This window comes from Paraburkholderia aspalathi, from assembly GCF_905220735.1.
GTDB lineage: Bacteria > Pseudomonadota > Gammaproteobacteria > Burkholderiales > Burkholderiaceae > Paraburkholderia > Paraburkholderia aspalathi.
Genome location: NZ_CAJNBA010000001.1, coordinates 333,503 through 356,946, shown reverse-complemented (window position 1 = coordinate 356,946; position 23,444 = coordinate 333,503). Strand labels below are relative to the sequence as shown.

Below are 23,444 nucleotides of genomic sequence, written 5' to 3'. Positions count from 1 at the left end.
ACGAAGACAAGAGAAAGCCCATTCAACTGGAGTCGTAGATGACACAAAGACTGGCCGGCAAGACGGCCCTGATCACCGCTGCAGGACAAGGTATCGGTCTCGCCACCGCGGAAATGTTCGCGCGCGAAGGCGCGCGCGTGATCGCCACCGATATCCGCATCGACGGACTCGCCGGCAAGCCGGTCGAAGCGCGCAAGCTCGACGTGCGCGACAACGCGGCGATCAAGGCGCTGGCCGCCGAGCTCGGCGCGATCGACGTGCTGTTCAACTGCGCGGGCTTCGTGCACGCCGGCTCGATTCTCGAATGCAGCGAAGAAGATTGGGACTTCGCCTTCGACCTGAACGCGAAGGCGATGTACCGCATGATCCGCGCGTTTTTGCCGGCCATGCTGGAGAAGGGCGGCGGTTCTATCATCAATATGTCGTCAGCGGCCTCTAGCGTGAAGGGCGTGCCGAACCGCTTTGCCTACAGCGCGTCGAAAGCCGCGGTGATCGGGCTGACCAAGTCCGTCGCTGCAGACTTCATCACACGTGGTGTACGCTGTAACGCGATCTGCCCGGGCACGGTGCATTCGCCGTCGCTCGAACAGCGGATCGTTGAGCAGGCCAAGGCGCAGGGCGCGACGCTCGACGTCGTGCAGGCGGCTTTTGTGGCGCGTCAGCCGATGGGCCGCATCGGCAAGCCGGAAGAGATCGCCGCATTGGCGCTGTATCTCGCGTCCGACGAATCGTCGTTCACCACTGGCCACGCGCATGTGATCGACGGCGGCTGGTCGAACTGACGCACACTGATCGACGCTGACACACGAACCGAATACCACTGAACGGAAAGGGAAGTGCAACGATGAAACTGCTTCGTTATGGGCCGAAAGGCCAGGAAAAGCCGGGCCTGCTCGACGCGCAAGGCAAGATTCGCGATCTGTCGAAGGTGGTTGGCGATATCGACGGCGCCGCGCTGACTGACGAAGGCCTCGCCAAGCTGCGCGCGCTCGATCCGGCTTCGCTGCCGTTGGTCGAAGGCAATCCGCGCATGGGACCGTGCGTCGGCAAGATCGGCAAGTTCATCTGCATCGGGTTGAACTACGCGGACCACGCCGCCGAATCGAATCTACCGGTGCCGGCGGAACCGGTGATTTTCAACAAGTGGACGAGCGCGATCAGCGGCCCGAACGACGACGTCGAAATTCCGCGCGGCTCGAAGAAGACCGACTGGGAAGTCGAACTGGGCGTGGTGATCGGCAAGCCCGCGAAATATATCGACGAAGCCAACGCGCTCGATTACGTTGCCGGCTACTGTGTGATCAACGACGTGTCGGAACGCGAGTGGCAGATCGAGAAGGGCGGCACGTGGGATAAGGGCAAGGGCTTCGATACCTTCGGCCCGATCGGCCCGTGGGTCGTGACGCGCGACGAAGTTGCCGATCCGCAGAACCTGAGCCTGTGGCTCGAAGTGGATGGCCATCGCTATCAGAACGGCAGCACGAAGACGATGGTGTTCGGCGTCGCGAAGCTGGTGTCGTATGTGTCGCAGTGCATGAGCCTGCAACCGGGCGATGTGATTTCGACCGGCACGCCGCCGGGCGTCGGTATGGGCGTGAAGCCGAATCCGGTGTATCTGAAGCCGGGCCAGACGATCCGCCTCGGTATTGAAGGTCTTGGCGAACAGACGCAGAAGACTTACGCGGCGGAATAAGCGATGCAGTAAGCCGCGCAATCAGCGCTGTTCAGAATGAAAAACCGCGCCTGCTTCCCAGCAGGCGCGGTTTTTTTTATGTACCCTGGTGCGAGCCGGTCGACTCGCCCATCTCAGGCTCCGATCAACCCGCCGGCTCGTGCTCGCCGTTCTCGCTAATGCGATTGATCGTGCCTTGCGCAACGGCGACGAGTTTCTCGCGCTGGCCGTCCATCACATACACGTTGCACTGGCAGGTTGCCTGATGCCGCCCTGCGTAGACGACCTTCGCCCGTGCGATTAGCGTGCCGTTCATCACCGGCCGCAGATAGTTGATCTTGTACTCGCCGGTCACGACCTTCGGCCCCAGCGACAGCGCGCCGGCGAACGTCAGCGCATTGTCGGCGAGATAGCTGATGACACCGCCATGCACGAAGCCGTGTTGTTGCCGCAACTCGTCGCGGATCGGCAGACACAGCGTCAGTTCATTGGTGCCGGTGTGCATGAGTTCGGTGCCTAGCAGCATGCTGAACGGCTGGGCATGCAGTGCGCCGCGCGCCCGGTCGAGGATGTCGGTCATCGTGAGTCCTTCGGGCTTGGCCCGCAGTGGCATCTGCACCGGCGTCCATTGTGCAGTCCCTACCCACTCTAGGAAGCGCTGACGCATCGCGTCAAGGTGAATCCAAAATATCTGTGGAGCATTGTTGCGGAAAATGACGGGAATTGCGAAGTTGGCCGATGAAACGGGGACGTAAGACGATTTTTGGCGACATTGATCTCAAGCAAAGTTTGGCGTTGCCGTTAACCCGGACGTAGGTCCCGTCATTCTTTGCTTTAGGTGTTCACGATGTTCAGCAAGATCAAGGTCGCATCCGGCCTGTTGTGTGTTCTGGCCGCGTTCTGCGTTTTCCAGCTTGTCACGGTGGGTTTGGGGTTCTGGTCGCTCACACGCACGCATGACGACGTGGGGGATCTGTCGAATGTCGCCTTGAAGCAGGTGGACGCGGTCAATGAAACGACCCAGCACCTGATGGATGCGCGCATCAACCTGTCGCGCGCCAGTACGCGCATGGTGCGCGGCGGCGCCGAGCCGGCCGATATCGTGCAGCATGCCCGCGACCAGCTGACGGCAGCTGATCAGTCGTTCGGCGCGTTCATGAGCGCGCAGAAGACCAGCGACGAAAACAGCACCCGTGCCGCTGCGCTCGCCGAGCGCTACAAAAAATTTCACGACGCGCTCGCGGAGCTGGTGCAGTTTCTTGACGCGAACAATATCCAGGCTTTTCTAGACCAGCCGACTCAGGGCTTCCAGGACGCCTATCTCGCCGAGTCGCACAACTTCGTGCAATTCGGCGCTGCTGCTAGCCAGGCATCGCTTGATTCGATCGACGCCCGCATGGCCACATTCCGCGCCGTCAGCGTCGCGATCCTGCTGGTGCTGGTAGCGGGCACATTCGGCGTGTACGCGGCGCTCCGTAAGGGTGTGGTGGCGCCGCTGGAAGAAGCCGGCCGTCACTTCGACCGCATCGCGCAGGGGCGTCTCGACCAGCCGATCGCTTCGCGCGGCACCAATGAGATCGGCCGCCTGTTCTCGGGCCTCGCGAAAATGCAGGCGAGCGTGGCGCGCACCGTGCAAACCGTGCGCGAGTCCGCTGACTCGATTCACCTCGGCGCGGACGAAATCGCCACCGGCAACGCCGATCTGTCGGCACGCACGGAAAACCAGGCGGCATCGCTCGAAGAAACTGCGTCGAGCATGGAGGAATTGACCGCTACGGTGCGCCAGAACGCCGATCACGCCCGTGAGGCCAATGCGCTCGCCGAAACCGCCTTGGAGGCGACCTCGCGCGGCAGCGAAGTGGTCAACGAGGTGGTCGACAAGATGCGCGGCATCGCGCAAAGCTCGGACAAGATCGCCGAGATCATTTCGGTGATCGACGGCATCGCGTTCCAGACCAATATCCTCGCGCTGAACGCGGCAGTCGAAGCGGCGCGCGCGGGCGAACAAGGCCGTGGCTTCGCCGTGGTGGCGGGCGAGGTGCGCGGGCTCGCCCAGCGCAGCGCGCAGTCGGCGAAGGAAATCAAGACGCTGATCAGCGAATCGGTCGCCGAGATTCAGGGCGGTTCGACGCTGGTCGAGCATGCCGGTGAGGCGATGAGGAACGTTTCCGCATCGATCTCCCGCGTCACGCAGATGATGGCGGAAATCAGCGCCTCTTCGCTCGAGCAGAGCACGGGCATTGAGCAGGTCAACCAGGCGGTGGTGCAGATGGACGAGATGACGCAGCAGAACGCGGCGCTCGTCGAAGAAGCTGCCGCAGCGGCAGCCTCGCTGCATCAGCAGACGCAGCAATTGAAGGACGCTGTTTCTGTGTTCGAAATTTCTGAGACTGTGTTGCGAATGCAACAAATGGACGACCTGCACGGGCAAACGGCGGCGTTTGCGCTGTCAGGGATGCGGGCGATCTAGGCCGCGAACGTGCCCAAAAAGAGGGCATCTGCAATAGAAAATGGCCCGCCAAAGCGGGCCATTTTGCATTAGACGCAAGCGCCTAAGGGTGCCTCAACGTACCTGAAGGTACTTAGGCCGGCTGGATGTTCGCAGCTTGCTTGCCCTTCGGGCCTTGCTTGACTTCGAACGTCACTTTTTGGTTTTCCTGCAGGGACTTGAAGCCGCTGCCTTGAACTTCCGAAAAGTGTGCAAACAGGTCTTCGCCGCCGTCGTCCGGGGTGATGAAGCCAAAGCCCTTTGCATCGTTAAACCACTTCACAGTACCTGTTGCCATTTTTAATCCAGTAAATGTTGTGTGTTGCATTCGCGACCGCTATTTCTCAACACGAGATCGAGCGCGAAGTACGAGTTGTATCACGTCTTTATGATGGACGCCAATCAACAAGTATTCGGGTATTCCCCTGATTGGACCCTTTTGAGGTCCGGAAACCATTTTCCAAGGGGGCCCAGCCGGTAGGGTAAACTGCTTGTATTACTCTTCCAGGAAAAACATTGACACATTATTTGCAAGATGAACTTACCTCATTCTGGAGTCGTTTGACCCCCTATCTCGCGATATTGGAGTCGAAATCACCTCAAGAAGGCGCCCCGGATCCGGTCGGCCGAATCACGGTCGATACCGAAGAGCACCAGGCTTTCGCCCTTCACACCACCGATAAAAAACCGCACGGCGATACATCGGATACCCCCACCGGACACAGCGCGACCTACACGCGATTCAAAACTGCCGACGCCGATTGGGGACCCTGGCAACGCGAAGAATACTGATTGACCGGTCAGTCGGCTTTTGACGCCGATGCACGGGAAGACGGCGGCCGGCGCCTAGCCCGGCAAGGCGTCATAGGCGGTCGCGAGGTGATAGGGGGTTGTCGACGGCATGTCGGCGCGCACCACGTCACCGGCGGCCGTTTTGCATTCGAACCAGCCTTGCGGACGCAGGAAGCGTTGCCGGAATAGCTCGATTTGCCGCGGCAGCGCGGCGTGCGCAGCGGGGTCGTCATGGCTCGCCAGTGCGCGCAGATACTCGGTTTGCGCCCAGATCCGCTGGGTGGGGTCCTTGATGCGTCCGGTTTCGTCGAGCGAGGCGTATACGCCGCCCGTTTGCGGGTCCACGCCATATTGCTGCGCGAAGCTGAACGCGCGCGTCAGCGATTCGTTGAGACCCGAAGCGTCGAACAACGCACCCGCCTGCTTGACCAGCCAGAACCATTCGAACTGATGCCCAGGTTCCAGACGGTTGTCGTCCGCGCCAATCGGCAATTCGGCGACGCAGCCGGTCGGCGCATGCACGAAGTGATGCGCGATGGCGCCGGCAAGACGGCCCAACGCGGCGTCGAAGACGTTGTCGCGCGTGACTTCGCGGGCGGCCAGCCAGGCTTCGGTGAGGTGCATCAAGGGATTCTGGATCGGCGTGCCGGTCACGCTGGCAAAGTCCGCGGTGAGCGCGGCGTTGAACAAATCACCGTCGGCCACGAAGTGCGACTGGATCAGTGCCGACGTGCGATGCACGACTTCCAACGCGTCGCGGTTGCCGGAACGGCCGGCATATTCCGCACAGGCGAACACGACGAACGCGTGCGTGTACAAGTCTTTGGTCGTATCGAGCGGCGCGCCCTGCGCATCCACGCTATAGAACCATCCGCCGTGGCGGGTGTCCTGAAAGGTGTGCATCAGCGAATCGAACAGCACTTGGGCATGCGCCGCATCGCCTGCTTGCGAGAACACGAACAATTGTCGCGCGCACGCCATTGCCCGGTAACGCTCCGCGGGCAAAGGTTCAGGACCCTCGGCGCTGACCGCTTCGTAGGGCAGCTTCAGCGCGGGGTTGAAACCGGGCCCGCGCCACAGCGGCAGCACCACGTGAGCGAAGTGGTCACGCAGTGTGTTGGCAAGCGGGATCGTGGAAGCGGTGAAAGGGGTCATGCTCTGCATAGTTCGGTTGGTCAAACGCGGTCATTCGAAGCGCCTGCGGATTTTGGCTCTCGCCGCAGCGAGGCCGCTGGCGACGTGCGGCCAAGCATAAAGCAAACGGCTGCCGCTGGCACTCCGTCACAGCTGCGAAATACGCTTCAAATAATTTCAGAAGAGGAGGAAAAACAATGTTGGGGAACCTTGGACTCATTTCCCGTCTGATGCTGGCCGCTGCGCTTGGCAGCGTCATCGGCTTCGAGCGCGAACGGCTTTCATGGGCCGCGGGCTTGCGCACGCATATGCTGGTCTGCGTCGGTTCGACGCTCATCATGATCGTGTCGGCCTATGGTTTTGCCGAAGTGCTGTCGGGCGATCACGTCGTGCTCGATCCGTCACGGATGGCCGCGCAGGTGGTCTCCGGCATCGGTTTTCTCGGCGCGGGTTCGATCCTGCTGCGCGGCGAAATCGTGCGCGGGTTGACGACGGCGGCCAGCCTCTGGTCGGTCGCGGCGATCGGGCTGGCGGTCGGTGGCGGGCTGTACACGGCATCGATCGCCGCGACCATCATTATTCTGATCATCCTCGCCGGGATCAAGCCGCTCGAGCGCCGCTTCATCACGGTGAAGCAACGGCGCCAGCTGACGATGATCGTCGAGCGCGGCGCCATGACATTCCATTCCCTGCACGACGAACTCGGCGCCGCGAGCCCGCGCGTCAAACAATTCGTGATGCAGCAAAGCGATGACGCGCCGGAGTGCGACGAAGTGATAATCACGTTGCACCGCGTGTCGAATACCGAATATGAAGCGATCTGCTCGCGCTTGCGTCAGTTGCACGGCGTCAAGCAGTTCCGGCAGGACGAGGTGTCGTCTTAAAAACGGAAAAACCTCGGCGAATGGCTTCGGCAGGGGCGGGCGGCCATGCGACAATGCGGTCTCGAAAAATTCCAATGGCATTGACGAGCGGTGCTCGGCGCCCGCTTTCCGGCGACGACCGCTTTTTTCTCTATGGCAGATTCCGCAGCATCCACGCAGTCCCGGCCTCAGCGCGCCGCTTCGAAGAAGCGGCGGCAGGCCACCGTCTCGACCGAAACTGAAAACAAGCTGGCGCGCGCCGCGCGCTCGGCACAACGTCTCGCGCAACTGAGCGATGCCTCGCGCGACGACAGCACCCTCGACCTGTTCCCCGACGATCCCACCCGCGCCACGCTGGAGGCGATGAATATCGACGTCCGGCAAGGTACGCTGCATGGCTTTGAATTACCCGATGTCGTGCTGGCCGCGGTTGGCGTGATCGACGCCGATGGCATGTCGCCGGAGGCAAGGGCGGCGCGTCGCGCGCCTCGCGCTGCGAAATCCGATGAACCGGTGCCGGTGAATGCGCAATTGAGCGGGCTGGAGACGGAGGCCGTGGAGGCCACGGCATCGCCGGTCGGCGAGTTGGCTTTCGGGGATGTGAAGGCGGCGGCAGAAGCGTCGGCCGAAGAGAAGTCGGCGGCATCGGCACGTGACGCGGCTGCGCCGCTTACGTCTGCGATGGCGGCCGCGACAGTGGCGCGTAGTGTGACCGCGCTGCGCCAGGCTGCTGAGCCGGGTGCAGTGACTACAGATGCAGCGGTTGCATCGACCTCAGGTGGTGCCAAACCGGCTGCGCCGCCGCAGCGTTTCGCGGCGACTTTTGCCAAAGCGGCGACGGCTTCGAGAGAAGAGGTTGGGGTGGAAGGCGCGAATGCGAGAGCGGAGCGTGCTTCGTCTTCGTCTTCGTCCGAGTCTGGGGCTATGGCGGATGCCGGCGCGGTGATTGCCGAGCCGAAGCCGGCTGCGAAGCTATCGGGCAATGTGTCTGCATCCGCGTGGTCAGCATCGGCATCAACGCCTGCATCAGCGTCGGCATCCTCCGCGCACGCGAATGCGTCTTTCTCGGCGCCTTCTTTCCGCGAAGCCCAGCGTGCCGAAGCAGCCGCGGCAGCACTGCGCGCCGCGCCTGAGCTCGACCGCGCCCGCGCGACAGCCTTCGCCGATACCGTCGATGCGCTGTACGGCGTGATCGCCGATCAACGCCTCGCCGCGACCGATCATTCACGTCGCATGAAATGGATGTTGTCGATCGTGGTGGGCGCGTTGCTGATGACGGTCGCGATCGGCATCACGCAGACGGTGCTCCTGATGCGCCTGACGCGTGAAACCACCGCCCAGCAACACCGCATCGAACAGATGATGCAGAACCAGCAGGCCGCCATGGCCAGCTTGCTCGACACGCACATCGCGATGGCCAACGCAGCGGCAGCCAACGCGGCTTCTGACGCAGCCGCAACCGCGGCGCCTCAGGCAGCCGCGGCCACGCCCGCTCATAGCAAACGCGGCACGCGCGCACAGCACGCGCACAAGCCGAAAGCTGCCAATTCGCACTGATTCTCAGTGACTGCCGCGCCGGCGTTAGCTGGCCGCGGCAACTCGTTTTGCCCGCGCAAACAAACAGCCGGGCGCCTACTTCCGCCCTCAGCTCCCCGGCTTCCAGTCCCACCCTCGCTCCCTGCCTCCCAGGATAGGCGCCGTAAGGAATCACCCGCTGCCAACGCCTCGCAAGCCAAACTTCACGTTTTAAACTCTCGTTGCTGTTGCGAAGCCGGACCGGATACGCCAGCGCATCTTCTGACGGGAGCCATCATGCCGACCAGCACGCACAAATATTCGATCGAGGACCTGCTAGCCGCGCTTCTGCGCGATCAGGGCATCCACGAAGGGAACTGGGCGTTGAACGTCGAGTTTTCGGCGACGGGCGCGTCCGTCAAGCCGCAAGAGAACCCCGCGCGGACCTTGCCGGGGCTGATCGTCTCCGTCAACAGCGCTACGCTGATGCGTGCGGACAGCACGGCGGAAGGCGCCGTCGATGCCGCCGTAGTGAACCCTCGCAAAACCACGACGAGCGCGAAACCCACGCGCAGCAGGAAGCCACAGTCGACCACGCTTCAGTAGACGGAAGCTTTTGACCCTGAAATATAAAAAACGGGGACGTTGTCATGGTGCGACGCACCATGGATAAAAACCCTGTGACAACACACCACATCCGAGAAATTGCTGCATTGCACTAGCTTTTGCCTAGGGAAAACCCTATAATTCTTCTTAAGGGAAAACCCTAGCTAATGCAGTAACCAACCGGGAGTCGCCATGAGCTTCATTTTTGCATTGTTCCAAAAGGTCAGCGACCTCTTTGCGTCGCCCCATCTGCCGCTGGATTCGGACTACTCGTACGCAGCACGTAGCCGCGAAGCAGAACGCATGCGCAAAGCGCAATCCACGTTGTTCGGCATCAAGCTGAGCGACTAATAAAGCAAAGCTGTACGGCCTGAGCGCGGACCATCGCGCATGGGCGCGCACGTCGAGTGCGTCCGCATCATTGAAGCCACTGCCCGCGAAACGCGTGCCGTGGCTTTTGTTTTTTGTGCGGTTACCGCCCAATTCCCCGTTTTTCCGAATATTTCCTGGCCGAAATGAATGTAACGGCAGCTCACACGGCGCCGTAGTGTCGTTCAGTTGATTCACCGCGCATGCGCAGTAGACGGGCGGCGAAGGTCCAAAACACGGCCATTCATCAGTCCCTTTCATTGAAATGTGCGCTTACAAGTGCTCACGTCTTCATGCGGTTTGCGCCGCTAAAGTTGGTCTCAAGCGTACGGCGTCTGGTCCGAACCCAAAATCGCGGTTCGATGTTGGCCGAACACGGGCGCTGGCTTGATACAAAACTTTGCATGGGAGGTCACTATGAAAACCTTTAACAAGACGTCGCGTTCGATCGTTGCAACCTTGCTGGCGGGCGGCGCGCTGCTCGCAGCCGGCAGTGCTTTCGCCCAGGAACGGGTGGTTATCGAGAATGGTCCGGGACCGGCGGTTTACGGTCAGCCGCACATGACGCCGGTGGGCGTGTCGATCAATATCGGCTGGCACGGCGATCGTTACTACGACGGCCACCGCTACTGGGCTCATGACGATTGGATGCGCCATCATCCGCACGACTACGATCCGCATCACCACGACGACCGTCGCCCGCCGCCCCCGCGCTACTAATGCGTGAATGACGGCGCCGCGTGACGCGGCGTGAGGTCCGCAAAGCCGGTCCTTCCTCACGGAAGACCGGCTTTGTTGCATTCGGTCTTCGAAAACGGCGCGCTGCGCTATGCTTGAACGCTTTCATCGACGGCAGCAGGAGAGCGGCGTGGACAAGGCAGTCATAGGCGTAGTGGGCACGGGATTGATGGGCGTCGGCATTGCGACGCAAAGCGCGTTGCACGGACATCGGACGATCGTTCACGACGTCGACCCGGCGCGCCTCGCGAGCGTTGCGCCGAAGGCGGAAGCGGTGCTCGACGAACTGATCGACGCCGGACGCATTGACCACGCTGCCAAGCAGGCGGCGCTCGGGCGCATCGAGACACATGCGCAACTTGACGTCATGGCGTCGGCGCAATTCGTGATCGAGGCGATTCCCGAGGTGCTCGAACTGAAGCATCGCCTGTACGCGGCGCTGGCTGAGTTGATGGCAAACGATGCGATTCTCGCGAGCAACACCAGCGGCTTTCCGCCCGATCAACTGGTTGCTCCGTTGCGCGCGAAGGAGCGTTTTCTGATCGCGCATTTCTGGAATCCGCCGCACATGATCCCGCTCGTCGAAGTTGTGCCGGGTACCGCGACCGCGCCGGAAGTCACCGAACATACCGCTGCGTTGATGAGCGCGATCGGTATGGAGCCGGTGGTGCTGGCGAAGGCGATCCCGGGTTTTGTCGGCAACCGGTTGCAGTTCGCGGTGCTCCGCGAGGCGTTGAACATCGTGCGTTCGGGAGCGGCGACGCCTGATGTGGTCGATCGGGTCATGAAGGCATCGCTCGGGCGCCGCTGGGGGATCGTCGGGCCGTTCGAGGGCGCGGACATGGGCGGCCTCGATACCTTCCTCGACATCTCCACGCATTTGATGCCGGAACTCGCCAAGGACGAAGACGTGCTCGATCTGCTGCGGGCGCAGGTGAACGCGGGGCGTGTTGGCGTGCGCAGCGGTGCTGGTTTCTATGAGTGGGACGAGGCTCATTTGGCGCGCGTCAAAGCTGGCCGCAAGCAGGTGATTAGTCGCGGTTAACTATGGCGCGGCAATCAACGATCAGACATAGAGGATTGCGGTGAGCATTGGCGGTGACCGACCGTCATCGCCAACTTATCCCTCTGCTTCGCAAGCCCACCCAGAATCGATTCCGCCAATCCGTCCGGAAATCCCGAAGGAACCTGAGTGCCCACCGCACTGATCACATGATCAGTCGCGTCGACCACTTCAGCAATGATGTCTTGCGCCGTATCGCTTCCCAACCCAACCTGTCGAGCCTGTTCGATCCAGTGCCGTCGCTGAATCTTTTCGATCAGATAGTGATTGGTACTACCGCGAACAGCCATCGCCATCTTTACCTTCTGACGCGCAATTTGATTTCGCCCGGGGCCAATGATTGGATGCGCGGAGAGCACGTCATAAAGTGGCGTCGAGCGGTACAACCCGCCTGGCAGATGAAAAATACTGAAGTTCTTCGCATGCCCATCCGTTGCTGCCAATAGCCAGAACACAAGTTGAGTCTTGAAGAACTGCCGCCGATCCTGGTCCGCGTTTTCCGAGCCGAGCAACACGTCCATGATCTCTGCGATGCCCGGCCCGCCGTCGGCCTGGTACTTCAGATGTGAGGGCCTTCCGGTGGCCTGACACATGTCTTCCTGCGGAAGGCGCACGATCCAGCTCGCGTCGCTCGACAATCTACGGTCGAAACGCTCGACCACGAGCGCTTTTTGATTTTCGAACGCTGCAATCTCGCAGTTCGCCGCGGGAAGTCCATACGCCGATACGATTTTCGAGCACAGCCATTCGTTCTCGATTGAGGTCCGCATGTCCGCCTGCATGTTTCCAACCAGCCCGAGCGGAAGCTTGAAGATATGCGTGGTCGGCGTGCTGCCAGTCGGGTAGATCCACTGTTCGTCGTGGCGCAGCAGCGCCGTTTTCTCCTGAGCCCCGGCAATCGATAACCTTAAATCCGCACCGCTATCGTATTGGCCGAGCGGCGCCGCTGAGGTGGCATTGCGCAGTAGCAGCGCGATTTGCGGCTCGGATAACGGCGTTCCGGAGATGTCATAGAGGTCGGTGGGTTGTTCGTCAGGCGGGAGTAGTTGGATCGCACCGACGCAGTCCCGGCCAAGCGCTACCAGCAGATCGAATGCGTTCGTGCTGCCCGTGCGATGCCGTTGAGCCAATCGCCGGCGGATCGCATCGCTATCGGGAAGCAAATTGTCGAAGAATGCGCTGACCACGTCGCCGCGGTACGGTTGGTTCCCGGGCGTGAACGGCATCGATAGGGAAAGGGGACGCCCTTGTTCGTCTTCGATCCACTCGTCGAGATAACTCAGGCGGTCCCCTTCCCGTGCTTTTTCCCAGTAGCCTACGGGCAGCCCGTTCATCCAGATGTTGAGTCGTTGTGTCTGAGAGCGGCGCGCCATGATTACCAGTTTTCCCGTTTCTTTTTGGTCGTGATTGTCCCAAGGGATTGCTTCGAACTCGACGCCTTCTGAGTCCGGCCTGAGCGGTTGGCGACAGACGGAGATTTCGCTTTCTGGGCGGCAGGGACGTGTCGTTGAAGCTTTGGCGTTTCGGCCTGCGCTGGTTTACTGTCAGGCGCGGACGACGTCTGACTCATACGCAACTCGACGTTGAGCAAACGCATGACCTTAAAAAGCCGCTCGACGCTTGCCGATGCCGGATTGGCTTCCAGCTGCGCGTAGCTTTGCTGCGTGATGCCTAGCAGTTCGGCCATCGCAGCTTGTGTGAGCCCTGCGGACTTGCGGAAGCCCAGCAGAATGGGGCGGAGCTGACTTAGCGTCTTGATAGCGTAATCCATTGGATTTTCTTCAGGCTCGTACAGTCTCTGGACTGTATCACGAAAATACAGTCAATAAGCTGTAAAGCAAATATACAGGTTGTAGACTGTATTTGTAATTTACAGCTTAAAGCCTGTTAATACGAGCGCGAACCCAACCGATGAACTGGAACTCACGGAAGCGCGAACAGCCGTAGTCCGCTTCACTGCTGCCTTCAGCAGCCCCAGCAAGTCTGCGGTATAAATACCTCCAGCCTCACCCGCAAACCCCAACACAAACCATGCCCCACTACTTCTACAACCCCGCCACCGGCCACGGCCTCCCGCACGACCCATTCAAGGCAATCGTCGCTCCGCGCCTGATCGGCTGGATTTCCTCACGCGCTACCGATGGCACTCTCAACCTCGCGCCCTACAGTTTCTTCGGCGCGTTCGCGAGCTTCCCGCCGATCATCGGCTTCTGCAGCGAAGGCCGTAAAGACAGCATCGCCAACATCGAGGCCACCGGCGAATTCGTCTGGAATCTGTCCAGCAAGCCACTCGCCGAGCAGATGAACCGCTCCTCCGCGCCAGTCCCGCCCCACGTCGACGAATTCGAACTCGCGGGCCTGACACCCGCGCCTGGTCGCAACGTAGCCGTGCCGCACGTCGCCGAATCGCCGGCCGCGCTCGAATGCAAGTTGCTGCAAGTGGTCCGTCTGCACACCCTCGACGGCAAGCCCATGGACAACTACCTGTCGCTAGGCCAAGTAGTCGGCGTCCACATTAACGAGGCCTATCTGAAAGACGGTCTGTTCGACACCCACGCTGCGCAGCCGATCATGCGCGCGGGCTATCGCGCCGACTACGCGGAAATCGGCGAGATGTTCCAGATGTTCCGCCCAACCGCATAAGTACCCAAAGTGGCACCCAAAGCGTTTGAATCATCTCGCGCCGCGCAATGCGGCGCGGCACTCACCTGATCACCTCCGCGAAACGCAAAGCCAGCGCCCCGCAAACTGGCCCGCTTGATGCTTGCAACCGACGCTCCAACGCGTCGTTTTCAACTGCCGGCTCACTCAAGAGGAGCGCGATCATGTCCACCGAATTCGCTACGCAGTTCAGCCATGTCCGTCCGCAAGACACGTCCTACGTGGATCAGGGCCTACGCGACTTTTTTCTTTACCGGGATTTAGGCATCGCGCAGGCAACCGGAGGTAAGGTGCTCGCGCAACTCGTCAAGGCGAATCACGCACCAGAGCAAGGCACCGGTTGGCACCGTCATGAGGCCGATTTCCATATTGTGATCATGTTGAAGGGCTGGGCGCGCTTCATGTACGGCGACAAGGAGACGCTCGTCGCCGCCGGCGATTGTGTGCATCAGGCGCCGGGCATCGTCCACTATCTGTTCGATTACTCCGAAGATATGGAGTACATCGAGATCGTGTCGCCGGCCGATTTCAAATCGATTGAAGTCGAAGGTCCGTGCGAAGTCCCGGCGGTGCAGCCGTGGAAGAGCGCCGTGGCCTGACTCACGATTGCGTCGCGGGTGGCCGCCGGCGCGGTGCCCGTGACGCCTGCTGAGTCTTGGCGGTGGGGCCGGAGCCAACCCCGTTTGGCGAGGCAGTTACCGCCGCCGCCGAATCCACCTCGACGTCGACCACTGCAGCAGCAGCCGGGGCTGACGCGATCGCTTCCGAAGCCGCTGCCACCGACACCGGCTGAATCGTCCGCGCCCGCGAACTCACCACTACCGCACGCGGTTCGTTGTCGTAAATCACGGCCCGCACACGCGGATAAATCTGCCGCTCCCACCGATGCCCATTGAACACGCCGTAGTGCCCCACACCGGTCTGCACATGATGCGTCTTCAGATACGGCCTTAACTTGTCGCACATATCCTGCGCAGCAAGCGTCTGCCCAACCGCGCAGATATCGTCTTTTTCACCCTCTACGGTCAGCAGCGCAGTACGTCGAATTTTCGAAGGCTCCACAAGCCGTCCTTCCACCTCGAGTTCATGCAAGGGCAGCGCGTGCCGCTGAAAAACCGTATCGACGGTCTCCAGATAAAAATCGGCCGTCAGGTCCATGGTCGCGAAGTATTCTTCGTAGAAAGTGCGAATCGTATCGGCCTTCGCCGGATCGCCTTTGGCGCGCTCGTAATGCATAGTCTCAAACGAGTCGAGATGGCGGTTGAGGTTCATCGCCATGAACGCGGTTAGTTGCACGAAGCCGGGATACACGCGACGGTGCGCACCCGCAAAACCGAACGGCACGGCGCTGATCAGGTTCTGCTCGAACCACTCGATCGGCTTGCTTTTAGCCAGTTCGTTGACGCGCGTCGGGTTAATGCGCGTGTCGAGCGGGCCGGCCATCAGCGTCATGCTGGCGGGCTGCGCGGGGTTGTCGTCGGCGGCCATTAGCGCGACTGCGGCCAAAGCGGCGACTGTCGGCTGACACACCGCGAGCAGATGCGCGCCCGGCCCGATCGTTTCGATGAAATCGATCACGTGCCGTACGTATTCGTTGAAGCCGAAACGGCCCTGGCTCAGCGGCACGTCACGCGGGTTGTGCCAATCGGTGATGTAGACATCGTGCTCGGCAAGCATCGTACGCACGGTGCCGCGCAGCAGCGTCGCGAAGTGGCCGGACATGGGCGCGATCACCAGCACGCGCGGTTGCGGATGAGAAGGCGCGGTGTCTTTACGGAAATGCAACAGCGAACAGAACGGCGTGTGCGCCGCGACTTCCTCGACGATCTGTACGGGTTTGCCTTCCGTCACCACGCTATCGATGCCGAACGGCGGCCTGACAGGCGTGAGTCCGGCAAGCGTCAGCAATTCGCAAGCCGCGCGTATCGAACGACCATGCGACGTATCGCCAAACGCGGGCCACGCGTCGAGCGAATGATTCACCAGCGCTGCGCCGTGCCGCATCGGCAGCATCATGTCGGCGAAAGCCTGGTATGTGGGATATGCGAACAGGTTCATAACCTTCGCACGAGTGCAGGAAAGGAAGGAACCCGAATAGAGGCAAGTCATGTGCCAATCGTGCAGTCGCACTGACGCCGCCGTCGCTGCACGTTGGCATAGCATTTGCGCCGGTCATGGGAGCGGGCCGAATTTGCCGCGCTTTGGTGCGCCCACGCACGGCAACGTGCATGCGCATCGTCAGGCGTCGGACGAACGCCTCATCTGGAGGAGAATCGTATGGCGAATACCACGCTCACCATCAGCAGCAAGAACTATTCGTCGTGGTCGCTGCGCGGTTGGCTGCTGACCAAATTTAGCGGCCTGCCGTTCGAAGAGATCGTGATGCCGATCGACGATCCCGCCGCGCGCGCCGAATTGTTGCTGCTGTCGCCGTCGATTCTGGTGCCATGTCTCTTTCATGACGGCATCAAGGTCTGGGACACCCTCGCGATTGCCGAATATCTGAACGAACTGAAGCCGGAAGCGGCGCTATTGCCCAAAGACATCCGCGCGCGAGCGCATTGCCGCTCGATCTGCGGCGAGATGCATTCGGGTTTTGGTTCGCTGCGCTCGGCGTTGCCGATGAATCTGAAAGCGCATTTCCCGGGCTTCAAGGTGTGGGCGCGGGCGCAGTCGGATATCGACCGCATCGTGACGATCTGGAGCGAGTGCCTGAAGCAGTATGGCGGACCGTTTCTGTTCGGCGAGCGCAGTGCGGCGGATGCAATGTACGCGCCCGTGGTGACGCGTTTCGTGACCTACGACGTCAAGCTGGATCCGGAGATCGTCGACTATGGGCAGCGCATTATGGCGCTGCCGGAAATGCAGCAGTGGATCGCGGACGCGCAGCAGGAAGTCGAGGAGATCGACGAACTGGATGTGGAGTTTTGATCACGGCGCGCGGCGGCGCGGCAGGGCGCCGCGCCGTTACATCGACCTAGGCAACGCGTTAATCCCGCCCAGCCCCCAGCTTGAACACACTCACCACCTGCGCAAGCCGCGCAGCCTGATCGCGCAGTTCAGCCGCCGCGTGTTCGGCCTCGCCGACGATCGTCGCATTCTGTTGAGTCGCCTCGCCGATCTGCGTGACAGCGAGATTGACCTGCTCGATGCCACCCGATTGCTCGCGTGACGCAACGCTGATTTCCGCCATGATCGCGCGCACCTGGCCGACCTGTTGAACGATGCCCTGCATCGTCGAGCTCGCTTCCTCCGCGATCCGGAAGCCGCTTTGCACGGTCGCCGTGGAGGCGGCGATCAGCCCATCGATTTCCTTTACCGAAGCCGCGCTGCGCTGCGCCAGCGCGCGCACTTCCGACGCCACCACCGCAAAGCCCCGGCCATGTTCGCCGGCGCGCGCCGCTTCGACGGCGGCGTTCAACGCGAGGATATTGGTCTGGAACGCGATGCCTTCGATCACGCTGGTGATCTCGGCGATCTTCTGCGACGAGCGGCTGATCTCGCCCATTGTCGAGACCACGCGTTCGACGGCACGGCCGCCTTCGACTGCGGCGTCCGCGGCATTCGTGACGAGCGTGTTGGCCTGCGCGGCATGGTCGGCGTTCTGCTGCACGGTCGACGTGATCTGTTCCATGCTGGCCGCCGTTTCTTCAAGGCTGCTAGCCTGCGTGGCAATACGCGCGGCAATGTTGCCGCTGCCGGTAGCGATCTTTTCAGTCCCTCCCGATATATCCGTCGACGCATTGCGCACTTGCGAAACGATACGCGCGAGGCCTTGGCCGATGCCATCGATCGATTGCATCAGGCGGCCGATTTCGTCGGCACGCGCATTCGCACCCTTGCCCACGCGCACGCTCAGATCGCCCGACGCGAAGCGCTCGGAAGCCTTCGCGGCTTCATCGAGCGGACGGCTCACGAGGCGGCGCACAGCGATCAGGAACACGATCGCGAACACGCCGACCAGCACGAAACCGATCACCAGGAATTGATCGCGCGTCGCGACGACGTCCGCCATCACTTCGTCGCGCGGTGCGACGCCGCCCACCAGCCATTGCCATTCCGGCACGGTGACGAACGACACGAATTTGTCGCGCGCGTTGCGCTCGCCCAGCGTCGCGTCGGCGGAACTGAATTCGAGTTGGCCTTCTTTCATGTCGAGCATCTGCTGATACGGCGCGTTCGCGTTGTCCGCGTTCTGGCCGGCGGCGGCCGGATGCACGATCAGCTTGCCGCGATCCGCGCCTTTCGAGGCATTGACCACGAAGTAGTAGCCGGTGTCGCCGATTTTCAGTTTGCTGATGCCGTCCTGGACCGACTGGATTTCCTTGTCCACGTTCACGCCGACAAACAGCGCGCCGATCACGCGGCCGCTCGCGTCCGTGATCGGCCGATATTGCGTGATTAAACGTTTGCCAAACAGCGCGGCAAGTCCCGTGTAGGACTTGTTCGCCATGATCAGCCCGTAGGCCGGCGCTTTGCGGTCGAGCAACGTGCCGATCGCGCGCGAGCCGTCCTGTTTCTTCAGCGAAGTCGTCACGCGGACGAAATCGTCGCCGCTGCGTGCGAACACGGTAGCCACCGCGCCGCTGCGTTCGAGAAACTGGTCGGGAATCGAGAAGTCCATGTTCAGGACTTTGTCGCCGGCCTTGATGGTCGGGGTGGCGACGCCGTTGATGTCGACTTTCTGGGCGTCGTCGAGCGTGTAGCCGGTGGGAAGGAAGCTTGCGAACAGCGACATCGAGCGATCGACTTCGGCCGACAATGCCTTGTCGAACAGCGTGATCATTGCGGCGATCGAGCGGTCCTTATCGGCGATGCGTTCGAGCACCTGATCGCTGACCTGCTTGCCGGCGCTGCGCGTGAGCGCCCATGTAAAGGCGGCAAAAATCAATGCCACCAGCGCGCACGACAGTACGGCAAGCCGGGCGCCAACACTGGCGCGGCGCAAAGAGAGAAATTCCATGGGCGTTCGGAGTAAGGAGTGACATGAGGTGCGCAAACCGTGCGAATGCGTGGTTTACACCTATGTCAGGATTACGGCCGATTTGCCCATATCTTTAGTATTTTCGAAAGCCTTACGTAATACTGCCCCTTGCCCTGCCTTTCAGCGCGCCGACGCGCCGCGCCAGGTGCGCAGTAGTAGTGCATTGGTCACGACGCTCACACTCGAAAACGCCATCGCCGCGCCGGCCAGCATCGGATTCAACAAACCGAAGGCGGCAAGCGGAATGCCGATCAGGTTGTAGACGAACGCCCAGAAGAGGTTCTGCTGGATCTTGCGCCACGTCCGGTGCGAAATATCGAAGGCGTCGGCCACCAGCGCCGGATCGCCGCGCATCAGCGTGATGCCGGCCGCCTGCATCGCGACATCGGTGCCGGTCGCCATCGCGATGCCGATGTCGGCGGCAGCGAGCGCGGGAGCGTCGTTGATGCCGTCGCCCACCATTGCGACGATGCCGGCACTGCGGATCTTCAGATCGCGGATCACCCGGGCTTTGTCGTCGGGCAGGACTTCGGCGTGGAATTCGTCGATGCCGAGCGCCTGGGCAACGCTCGCCGCGCTGCCGTGGTTGTCGCCGGTAACGAGCACGCTTTTGATGCCCATCTGGGCAAGCCGCTCGACGGCCGCGCGGGCGGTCGGCTTGACGGTGTCGCCGAAGGCGATCAAGGCGAGCGCGGTGGGCGCAAGCGGCGCGCGCTCCATCAGCCAGGAGACCGTGTTGCCGGCGGCTTCGAGCTGTTTTGCGCGCTCGGCGAGTTGCGGCGGCAACTGGATGCCGAGTTCGTTGAGCCAGCGCGTGCTGCCGAGCGCGAGGGTGCGGCCCTCGACGTCGGCTTCCACGCCGCGCCCGGGCACCGCACGAGCGGCGCTGGCCGTGAGCGTCGGAACTCGCGACTCCGCCGCGGCCGGCGACGCCACTTCATACGCCTTCACCACTGCCCGCGCCAACGGGTGATCGCTATGCCGCTGCATAGCCGCAGCGAGCGCCAGCGCCTCGTCGTGCCCAATGCCGCCGATCGCATCGAACGCCGTCACCGACGGTTGCCCGAGCGTCAGCGTGCCGGTTTTATCGAACGCGACGATATTCACCCGATGCGCGGTTTCCAGCGCCTCGGCGTCCTTGATCAGCACGCCGCGGCGCGCAGCGACGCCGGTGCCGGCCATGATGGCCGCGGGCGTCGCCAGTCCGAGCGCGCACGGGCAGGCGATCACCAGCACGGCGACCGCATTTAGAATCGCGGTTTCGCCGCCTGCGCCGGCGATCAGCCAACCCACCAGCGTGAGCGCCGCAATTGCCAGGATCGCCGGCACGAAGATCTCACTGACGCGGTCGACCAGACGTTGAATCGGCGCTTTCTCGGCCTGCGCACTTTCAACGAGCCGGATGATTCGCGCGAGGGTCGTCTCCGCGCCGATCGCGGTGGTCGTCACCGCAATCGCGCCTTCACCGTTGATCGACCCGGCGGTAACCGGATCGGCTGCCTGCTTTGGCACCGGCAGGCTTTCGCCGGTAATCAGCGATTCGTCGATATGGGTGCGGCCTTCGAGCACCGCGCCGTCGACCGGCACGCGCTCGCCCGGACGCACGATCACCACCGTGCCGACCCGCACTTGCGCGAGCGGTACTTCGCGTTCGTCCGCGCCGACGCGGATCCGCGCGCGGTCGGGGCGCAGTGCGTTGAGCGCGCGGATCGCATCCGTGGTCTGACGCTTGGCGCGCGCTTCGAGCCATTTACCGAAACGCACCAGCGTAATCACGACCGCCGACGCTTCGAAATACAGATGCGTCATGTCGCCCGGATGGGTCGCCAGTTCGTAGGCGCTGATTCCATAGGCTGCCGACGTGCCGAGCGCGACCAGCAAGTCCATGTTTCCGGCGCCGGCCCGCACCGCACGGTAGGCCGCGCGATAGAACCGCGCGCCGAACACGAACTGCACGATCGAGGCGAGGGTGAACTGCGGCCACGGGGAAAGCATCGCGTGCAAGCCGAACCATTCGCCGACCATCGGCAGGACGAGCGGCAGCGTCAGCACGGCGGAGGCAAGCACGGCCGCCAGTTCGCGGCGCGTCTGGCTGCGTTTGCTGTCGGCAGAGGAGGCAAGGGCGGAATTTCCGGCCGCCGACGCCGGTGCGTCCGCCGGCGCGATCAGCGTTGCCTCGTAGCCGGCTTTCTTGACGGCTGCGATCAATGCGTCGGAGGCGGCATTGGCGTCCGAAGTCACGTCGCTGAGATTGACGGTCGCCGTTTCGGTCGCCAGATTCACCGACACGCCCGTGACCCCCGGCACCTTGGCGAGCGCCTTTTCGACACGCATCGCGCACGAGGCGCAGGTCATCCCGCCGATCGCCAGTTCCGTCGCGTGCGAAGTTTGCGCCGGCGCAACGTCGGGCAGCGCCGACGGCGTCGCTTCGTAGCCCGCTTTACGCACGGCGCCAGCGAGCGTTTCGGGGTCGACGGCAGCGTCGCTGTCGATGCTGGCTTTTTCTGTGGCGAGATTCACCGACGCGCGCGTGACCCCTGGCACTTTGGCGAGCGCCTTTTCGACACGCATCGCGCATGAGGCGCAGGTCATCCCGCCGATGTCTAGTTCGGTGGTTCTGGAGGGTGTGGCGTCCGCGGGACGCAGCGGCGTGGCAAGTTCGGTCATGGCAGGCAAGGCTCGTCGCGGCATTGGGCCGCATCATGAACCCAGTATTGACCTTCCCATGATGGGAAGGTCAAGGATGTTTTTGCGGTGCGCCTTGCCGACCTGTCGTGTGACCTAGCCAGCAGGGCAAGAATCAGTGGGGGATGACAAAAATCGTCAACCGTACGCTAAATGATGGCCACGCGCGCATTGCCAGGCGCTATTCCTGCCTTTGCGCTTGCCTGGTGAGCAAGGATACGATACAACCCGATGTTGTCGGAATCGCGAGCCACCGCCTGGCTGCGCTGGGCTTTGGGAGGCCACGCAAACCGGTTTCGCTGCGCACCGACGTCTCCCTTAGGACCGCACGTTCTGCCACCTGAACGAATGATAAAAAATCGCCGAGAACTGTTTTCGCTTCACTGGACCTGCGCATCGCTCGTAGGCCTCGCATTTCTGGCTGGTTGTGCGTCGACTCCGTCCACGACGCAAAAAGCCGACAGCTGGGTCAAGGACGAAGTCGCCGATTCGTATGTATTCGGCTATCCGCTGGTGCTGATGGGCGTCGCGCGCGACGCGGCGGTCGGCACCGATCCAGGCCAGGCGCCGATCAACACGCTGCGTCACGCGCAGGCGTTGCCGCCGATCGGCGCGTCCAATCCGCTGCAGCCGAGTCTCGACACGCTCGACTCGACCGGCTGGCTGGACGTCGGCACTGAGCCGGTGATCGTGTCGCTGCCCGATTCGCGCGGCCGCTACGTGGACGCCCGCGTGCTCGACATGTGGACCAACGTGGTGTGGTCGACCAGCTCACAGTTCGCTACCCGCGCCGCGGGCATCAAGGCGCAAACGATTGCCTTCGTCGGCGCGGGCTGGCAGGGCGATCTGCCCAAGGGCGTGACGCGTGTCGACGTTCCGACCCGCAACGCCTGGGTGAGCGTACGCATCCAGTCGAACGGCACCCGCGACCTGACGGCGGTGCGCAAGCTGCAGCGCGCCATCCGTATTGCACCGTTGAGCGTCTACGCGGGCGACACGCGCTCGGCATCGATTACGCCGCCTAGCAGCAATGCCGCCGATGCTGCCGCCGCGGCCGCTTCCGGCACGCCGGCTGCGCAAGTCGCCGCGCTCGACGCGAACGGCTTCTTCAGCCGGCTCGCGCAGGCCTTGCCGGACAACCCGCCGGCGCCGGCCGATCCGCACGCGCTGAAAATCCTTTCGGACCTTGGTGTGACGCCTGGCGATCCGGTGAAGCTGCCGAGTCCACCCGAGGCGATCGCCGCGGGCCTGGCCGACGGTCACCTGCGTGTCGTCACGCCGCCCTCCAATCTGCTGATCGGCAACGGCTGGAACTGGTTCGGCGACGGCGTGGGCAATTACGGCCCCGACTATGCAATGCGCGCCTACGCCGCAGCGACCCAGCCGGGTATCGGCACGAAGGATGATGAAGTGCGCGCGGTCGTCACTCAGGACAGTGACGGCCATGCGCTCAACGGTGCAAATCGCTACGTGATCCACTTCGCGCCGAACCAGTTGCCGCCGGTGCGCGGCTTCTGGTCGATCACCGCCTACACGAAGGACGGTGCGTTAGGGGAAAGCGCGCCGGCGCGTCTCGCAGTTGGCGATCGCAACGGTGCGCGCCGTAACCGCGACGGCTCGCTCGACGTGACGGTGTCGTCCACGCGCGGCAAGAGTGGCAACTGGCTGCCGGCGCCGCGCGCCGATTTGCAACTGATGCTGCGTTTGTACGCACCGAAGCCGCAAGCGACCGATGGCAGCTGGCAACCGCCGGCCGTCGTGCGTCAGTGAATTGCCGCCGACGTCGTTGAAGTTGGCTAGTGAAATGCCTCGGTGAAGCGGGGCAGCGAAGTGCTGGTGTGAAGTCCATGAATGTTATGCGTCACTGCTGTGAC

At 62.3% G+C, this 23,444-nt stretch carries 22 protein-coding genes; 14 read left to right on the top strand and 8 right to left on the bottom strand.

The genetic code is table 11. The annotated features are described in order from the left end of the window. Positions 1 to 38: 38 nt before the first annotated feature. Positions 39 to 782 carry an SDR family oxidoreductase gene (locus tag KHO30_RS01485; protein WP_093634399.1) on the top strand — a complete coding sequence of 248 codons (744 nt, stop codon included), beginning with the start codon at positions 39 to 41 and terminating at the stop codon, positions 780 to 782. A 62-nt stretch (positions 783 to 844) separates the two neighbouring features. After that, positions 845 to 1,693 (top strand): ureidoglycolate lyase, encoded by an 849-nt coding sequence (locus KHO30_RS01480; protein ID WP_054034763.1) that lies wholly within the window; start codon positions 845 to 847, stop codon positions 1,691 to 1,693. 124 nt (positions 1,694 to 1,817) lie between these two features. On the opposite strand, the gene KHO30_RS01475 is transcribed toward KHO30_RS01480, so the two are convergent. Next, a complete protein-coding gene (locus KHO30_RS01475) occupies positions 1,818 to 2,252 on the bottom strand; it encodes a PaaI family thioesterase (RefSeq protein ID WP_054034920.1) in 435 nt (144 codons plus the stop codon). 267 nt (positions 2,253 to 2,519) lie between these two features. On the opposite strand from KHO30_RS01475, the gene KHO30_RS01470 reads away from it, so the two are divergent. Further along, positions 2,520 to 4,142 (top strand): methyl-accepting chemotaxis protein, encoded by a 1,623-nt coding sequence (locus tag KHO30_RS01470; RefSeq protein WP_093634456.1) that lies wholly within the window; start codon positions 2,520 to 2,522, stop codon positions 4,140 to 4,142. Positions 4,143 to 4,254: 112 nt separating this feature from the next. On the opposite strand, the gene KHO30_RS01465 is transcribed toward KHO30_RS01470, so the two are convergent. After that, on the bottom strand, positions 4,255 to 4,458 hold the full coding sequence (locus KHO30_RS01465) for a cold-shock protein (protein ID WP_007178724.1): 204 nt from the start codon (positions 4,456 to 4,458) through the stop codon (positions 4,255 to 4,257). Positions 4,459 to 4,676: 218 nt separating this feature from the next. On the opposite strand from KHO30_RS01465, the gene KHO30_RS01460 reads away from it, so the two are divergent. Beyond that, positions 4,677 to 4,952, top strand: coding sequence for a hypothetical protein (locus tag KHO30_RS01460; RefSeq protein ID WP_054034765.1), 276 nt, complete (start codon positions 4,677 to 4,679; stop codon positions 4,950 to 4,952). A 54-nt stretch (positions 4,953 to 5,006) separates the two neighbouring features. On the opposite strand, the gene KHO30_RS01455 is transcribed toward KHO30_RS01460, so the two are convergent. Beyond that, entirely contained in the window at positions 5,007 to 6,116 is a 1,110-nt protein-coding gene (locus KHO30_RS01455; RefSeq protein ID WP_200617754.1) for an AGE family epimerase/isomerase, read from the bottom strand. A 167-nt stretch (positions 6,117 to 6,283) separates the two neighbouring features. Between KHO30_RS01455 and KHO30_RS01450 the strand changes: the two genes are divergently transcribed. The 6 genes from KHO30_RS01450 (at position 6,284) to KHO30_RS01425 (ending at position 11,222) form a co-directional block, all read left to right on the top strand. Further along, a complete protein-coding gene (locus KHO30_RS01450) occupies positions 6,284 to 6,970 on the top strand; it encodes an MgtC/SapB family protein (RefSeq protein WP_211699825.1) in 687 nt (228 codons plus the stop codon). A 132-nt stretch (positions 6,971 to 7,102) separates the two neighbouring features. Continuing rightward, positions 7,103 to 8,506: a hypothetical protein gene (locus KHO30_RS01445; protein WP_200617505.1), complete on the top strand. Its 1,404-nt coding sequence runs from the start codon at positions 7,103 to 7,105 to the stop codon at positions 8,504 to 8,506. A 255-nt stretch (positions 8,507 to 8,761) separates the two neighbouring features. Then, positions 8,762 to 9,070: a hypothetical protein gene (locus KHO30_RS01440; RefSeq protein ID WP_211699824.1), complete on the top strand. Its 309-nt coding sequence runs from the start codon at positions 8,762 to 8,764 to the stop codon at positions 9,068 to 9,070. Between the two features lie 192 nt (positions 9,071 to 9,262). Further along, a complete protein-coding gene (locus KHO30_RS01435) occupies positions 9,263 to 9,421 on the top strand; it encodes a hypothetical protein (RefSeq protein ID WP_166618131.1) in 159 nt (52 codons plus the stop codon). A gap of 435 nt (positions 9,422 to 9,856) precedes the next feature. Next, positions 9,857 to 10,159 (top strand): hypothetical protein, encoded by a 303-nt coding sequence (locus tag KHO30_RS01430; RefSeq protein WP_093634404.1) that lies wholly within the window; start codon positions 9,857 to 9,859, stop codon positions 10,157 to 10,159. Positions 10,160 to 10,268: 109 nt separating this feature from the next. Then, positions 10,269 to 11,222 (top strand): 3-hydroxyacyl-CoA dehydrogenase family protein, encoded by a 954-nt coding sequence (locus KHO30_RS01425; RefSeq protein WP_211699823.1) that lies wholly within the window; start codon positions 10,269 to 10,271, stop codon positions 11,220 to 11,222. Positions 11,223 to 11,236: 14 nt separating this feature from the next. On the opposite strand, the gene KHO30_RS01420 is transcribed toward KHO30_RS01425, so the two are convergent. Together KHO30_RS01420 and KHO30_RS01415 are read right to left on the bottom strand one after the other, a co-directional pair. Further along, on the bottom strand, positions 11,237 to 12,613 hold the full coding sequence (locus tag KHO30_RS01420; protein WP_211699822.1) for a type II toxin-antitoxin system HipA family toxin: 1,377 nt from the start codon (positions 12,611 to 12,613) through the stop codon (positions 11,237 to 11,239). Positions 12,614 to 12,615: 2 nt separating this feature from the next. Next, positions 12,616 to 13,011, bottom strand: coding sequence for a helix-turn-helix transcriptional regulator (locus KHO30_RS01415; RefSeq protein WP_211699821.1), 396 nt, complete (start codon positions 13,009 to 13,011; stop codon positions 12,616 to 12,618). A 260-nt stretch (positions 13,012 to 13,271) separates the two neighbouring features. Between KHO30_RS01415 and KHO30_RS01410 the strand changes: the two genes are divergently transcribed. Both KHO30_RS01410 and KHO30_RS01405 read left to right on the top strand, forming a co-directional pair. Further along, on the top strand, positions 13,272 to 13,883 hold the full coding sequence (locus KHO30_RS01410; protein WP_093634407.1) for a flavin reductase family protein: 612 nt from the start codon (positions 13,272 to 13,274) through the stop codon (positions 13,881 to 13,883). A 182-nt stretch (positions 13,884 to 14,065) separates the two neighbouring features. Continuing rightward, positions 14,066 to 14,500, top strand: a complete 435-nt coding sequence (locus tag KHO30_RS01405; RefSeq protein WP_093634459.1) for a cupin domain-containing protein — start codon at positions 14,066 to 14,068, stop codon at positions 14,498 to 14,500. A gap of 1 nt (position 14,501) precedes the next feature. Here the strand turns inward: KHO30_RS01405 and KHO30_RS01400 are convergent, their stop codons facing one another. Continuing rightward, positions 14,502 to 15,959 carry a polyhydroxyalkanoate depolymerase gene (locus KHO30_RS01400; RefSeq protein WP_093634408.1) on the bottom strand — a complete coding sequence of 486 codons (1,458 nt, stop codon included), beginning with the start codon at positions 15,957 to 15,959 and terminating at the stop codon, positions 14,502 to 14,504. A gap of 219 nt (positions 15,960 to 16,178) precedes the next feature. On the opposite strand from KHO30_RS01400, the gene KHO30_RS01395 reads away from it, so the two are divergent. Beyond that, on the top strand, positions 16,179 to 16,832 hold the full coding sequence (locus tag KHO30_RS01395; protein WP_054034774.1) for a glutathione S-transferase family protein: 654 nt from the start codon (positions 16,179 to 16,181) through the stop codon (positions 16,830 to 16,832). Positions 16,833 to 16,890: 58 nt separating this feature from the next. Here KHO30_RS01395 and KHO30_RS01390 read toward each other — a convergent pair whose 3' ends face one another. Further along, the gene (locus KHO30_RS01390; protein ID WP_093634409.1) at positions 16,891 to 18,864 is read right to left on the bottom strand and encodes a methyl-accepting chemotaxis protein; all 1,974 of its coding nucleotides are present in this window, start codon (positions 18,862 to 18,864) and stop codon (positions 16,891 to 16,893) included. Positions 18,865 to 19,005: 141 nt separating this feature from the next. Then, positions 19,006 to 21,552: a heavy metal translocating P-type ATPase gene (locus KHO30_RS01385; RefSeq protein WP_211699820.1), complete on the bottom strand. Its 2,547-nt coding sequence runs from the start codon at positions 21,550 to 21,552 to the stop codon at positions 19,006 to 19,008. Between the two features lie 366 nt (positions 21,553 to 21,918). On the opposite strand from KHO30_RS01385, the gene KHO30_RS01380 reads away from it, so the two are divergent. After that, entirely contained in the window at positions 21,919 to 23,340 is a 1,422-nt protein-coding gene (locus KHO30_RS01380) for a DUF1254 domain-containing protein (RefSeq protein WP_093634411.1), read from the top strand. The last annotated feature ends 104 nt before the right edge of the window (positions 23,341 to 23,444 follow it).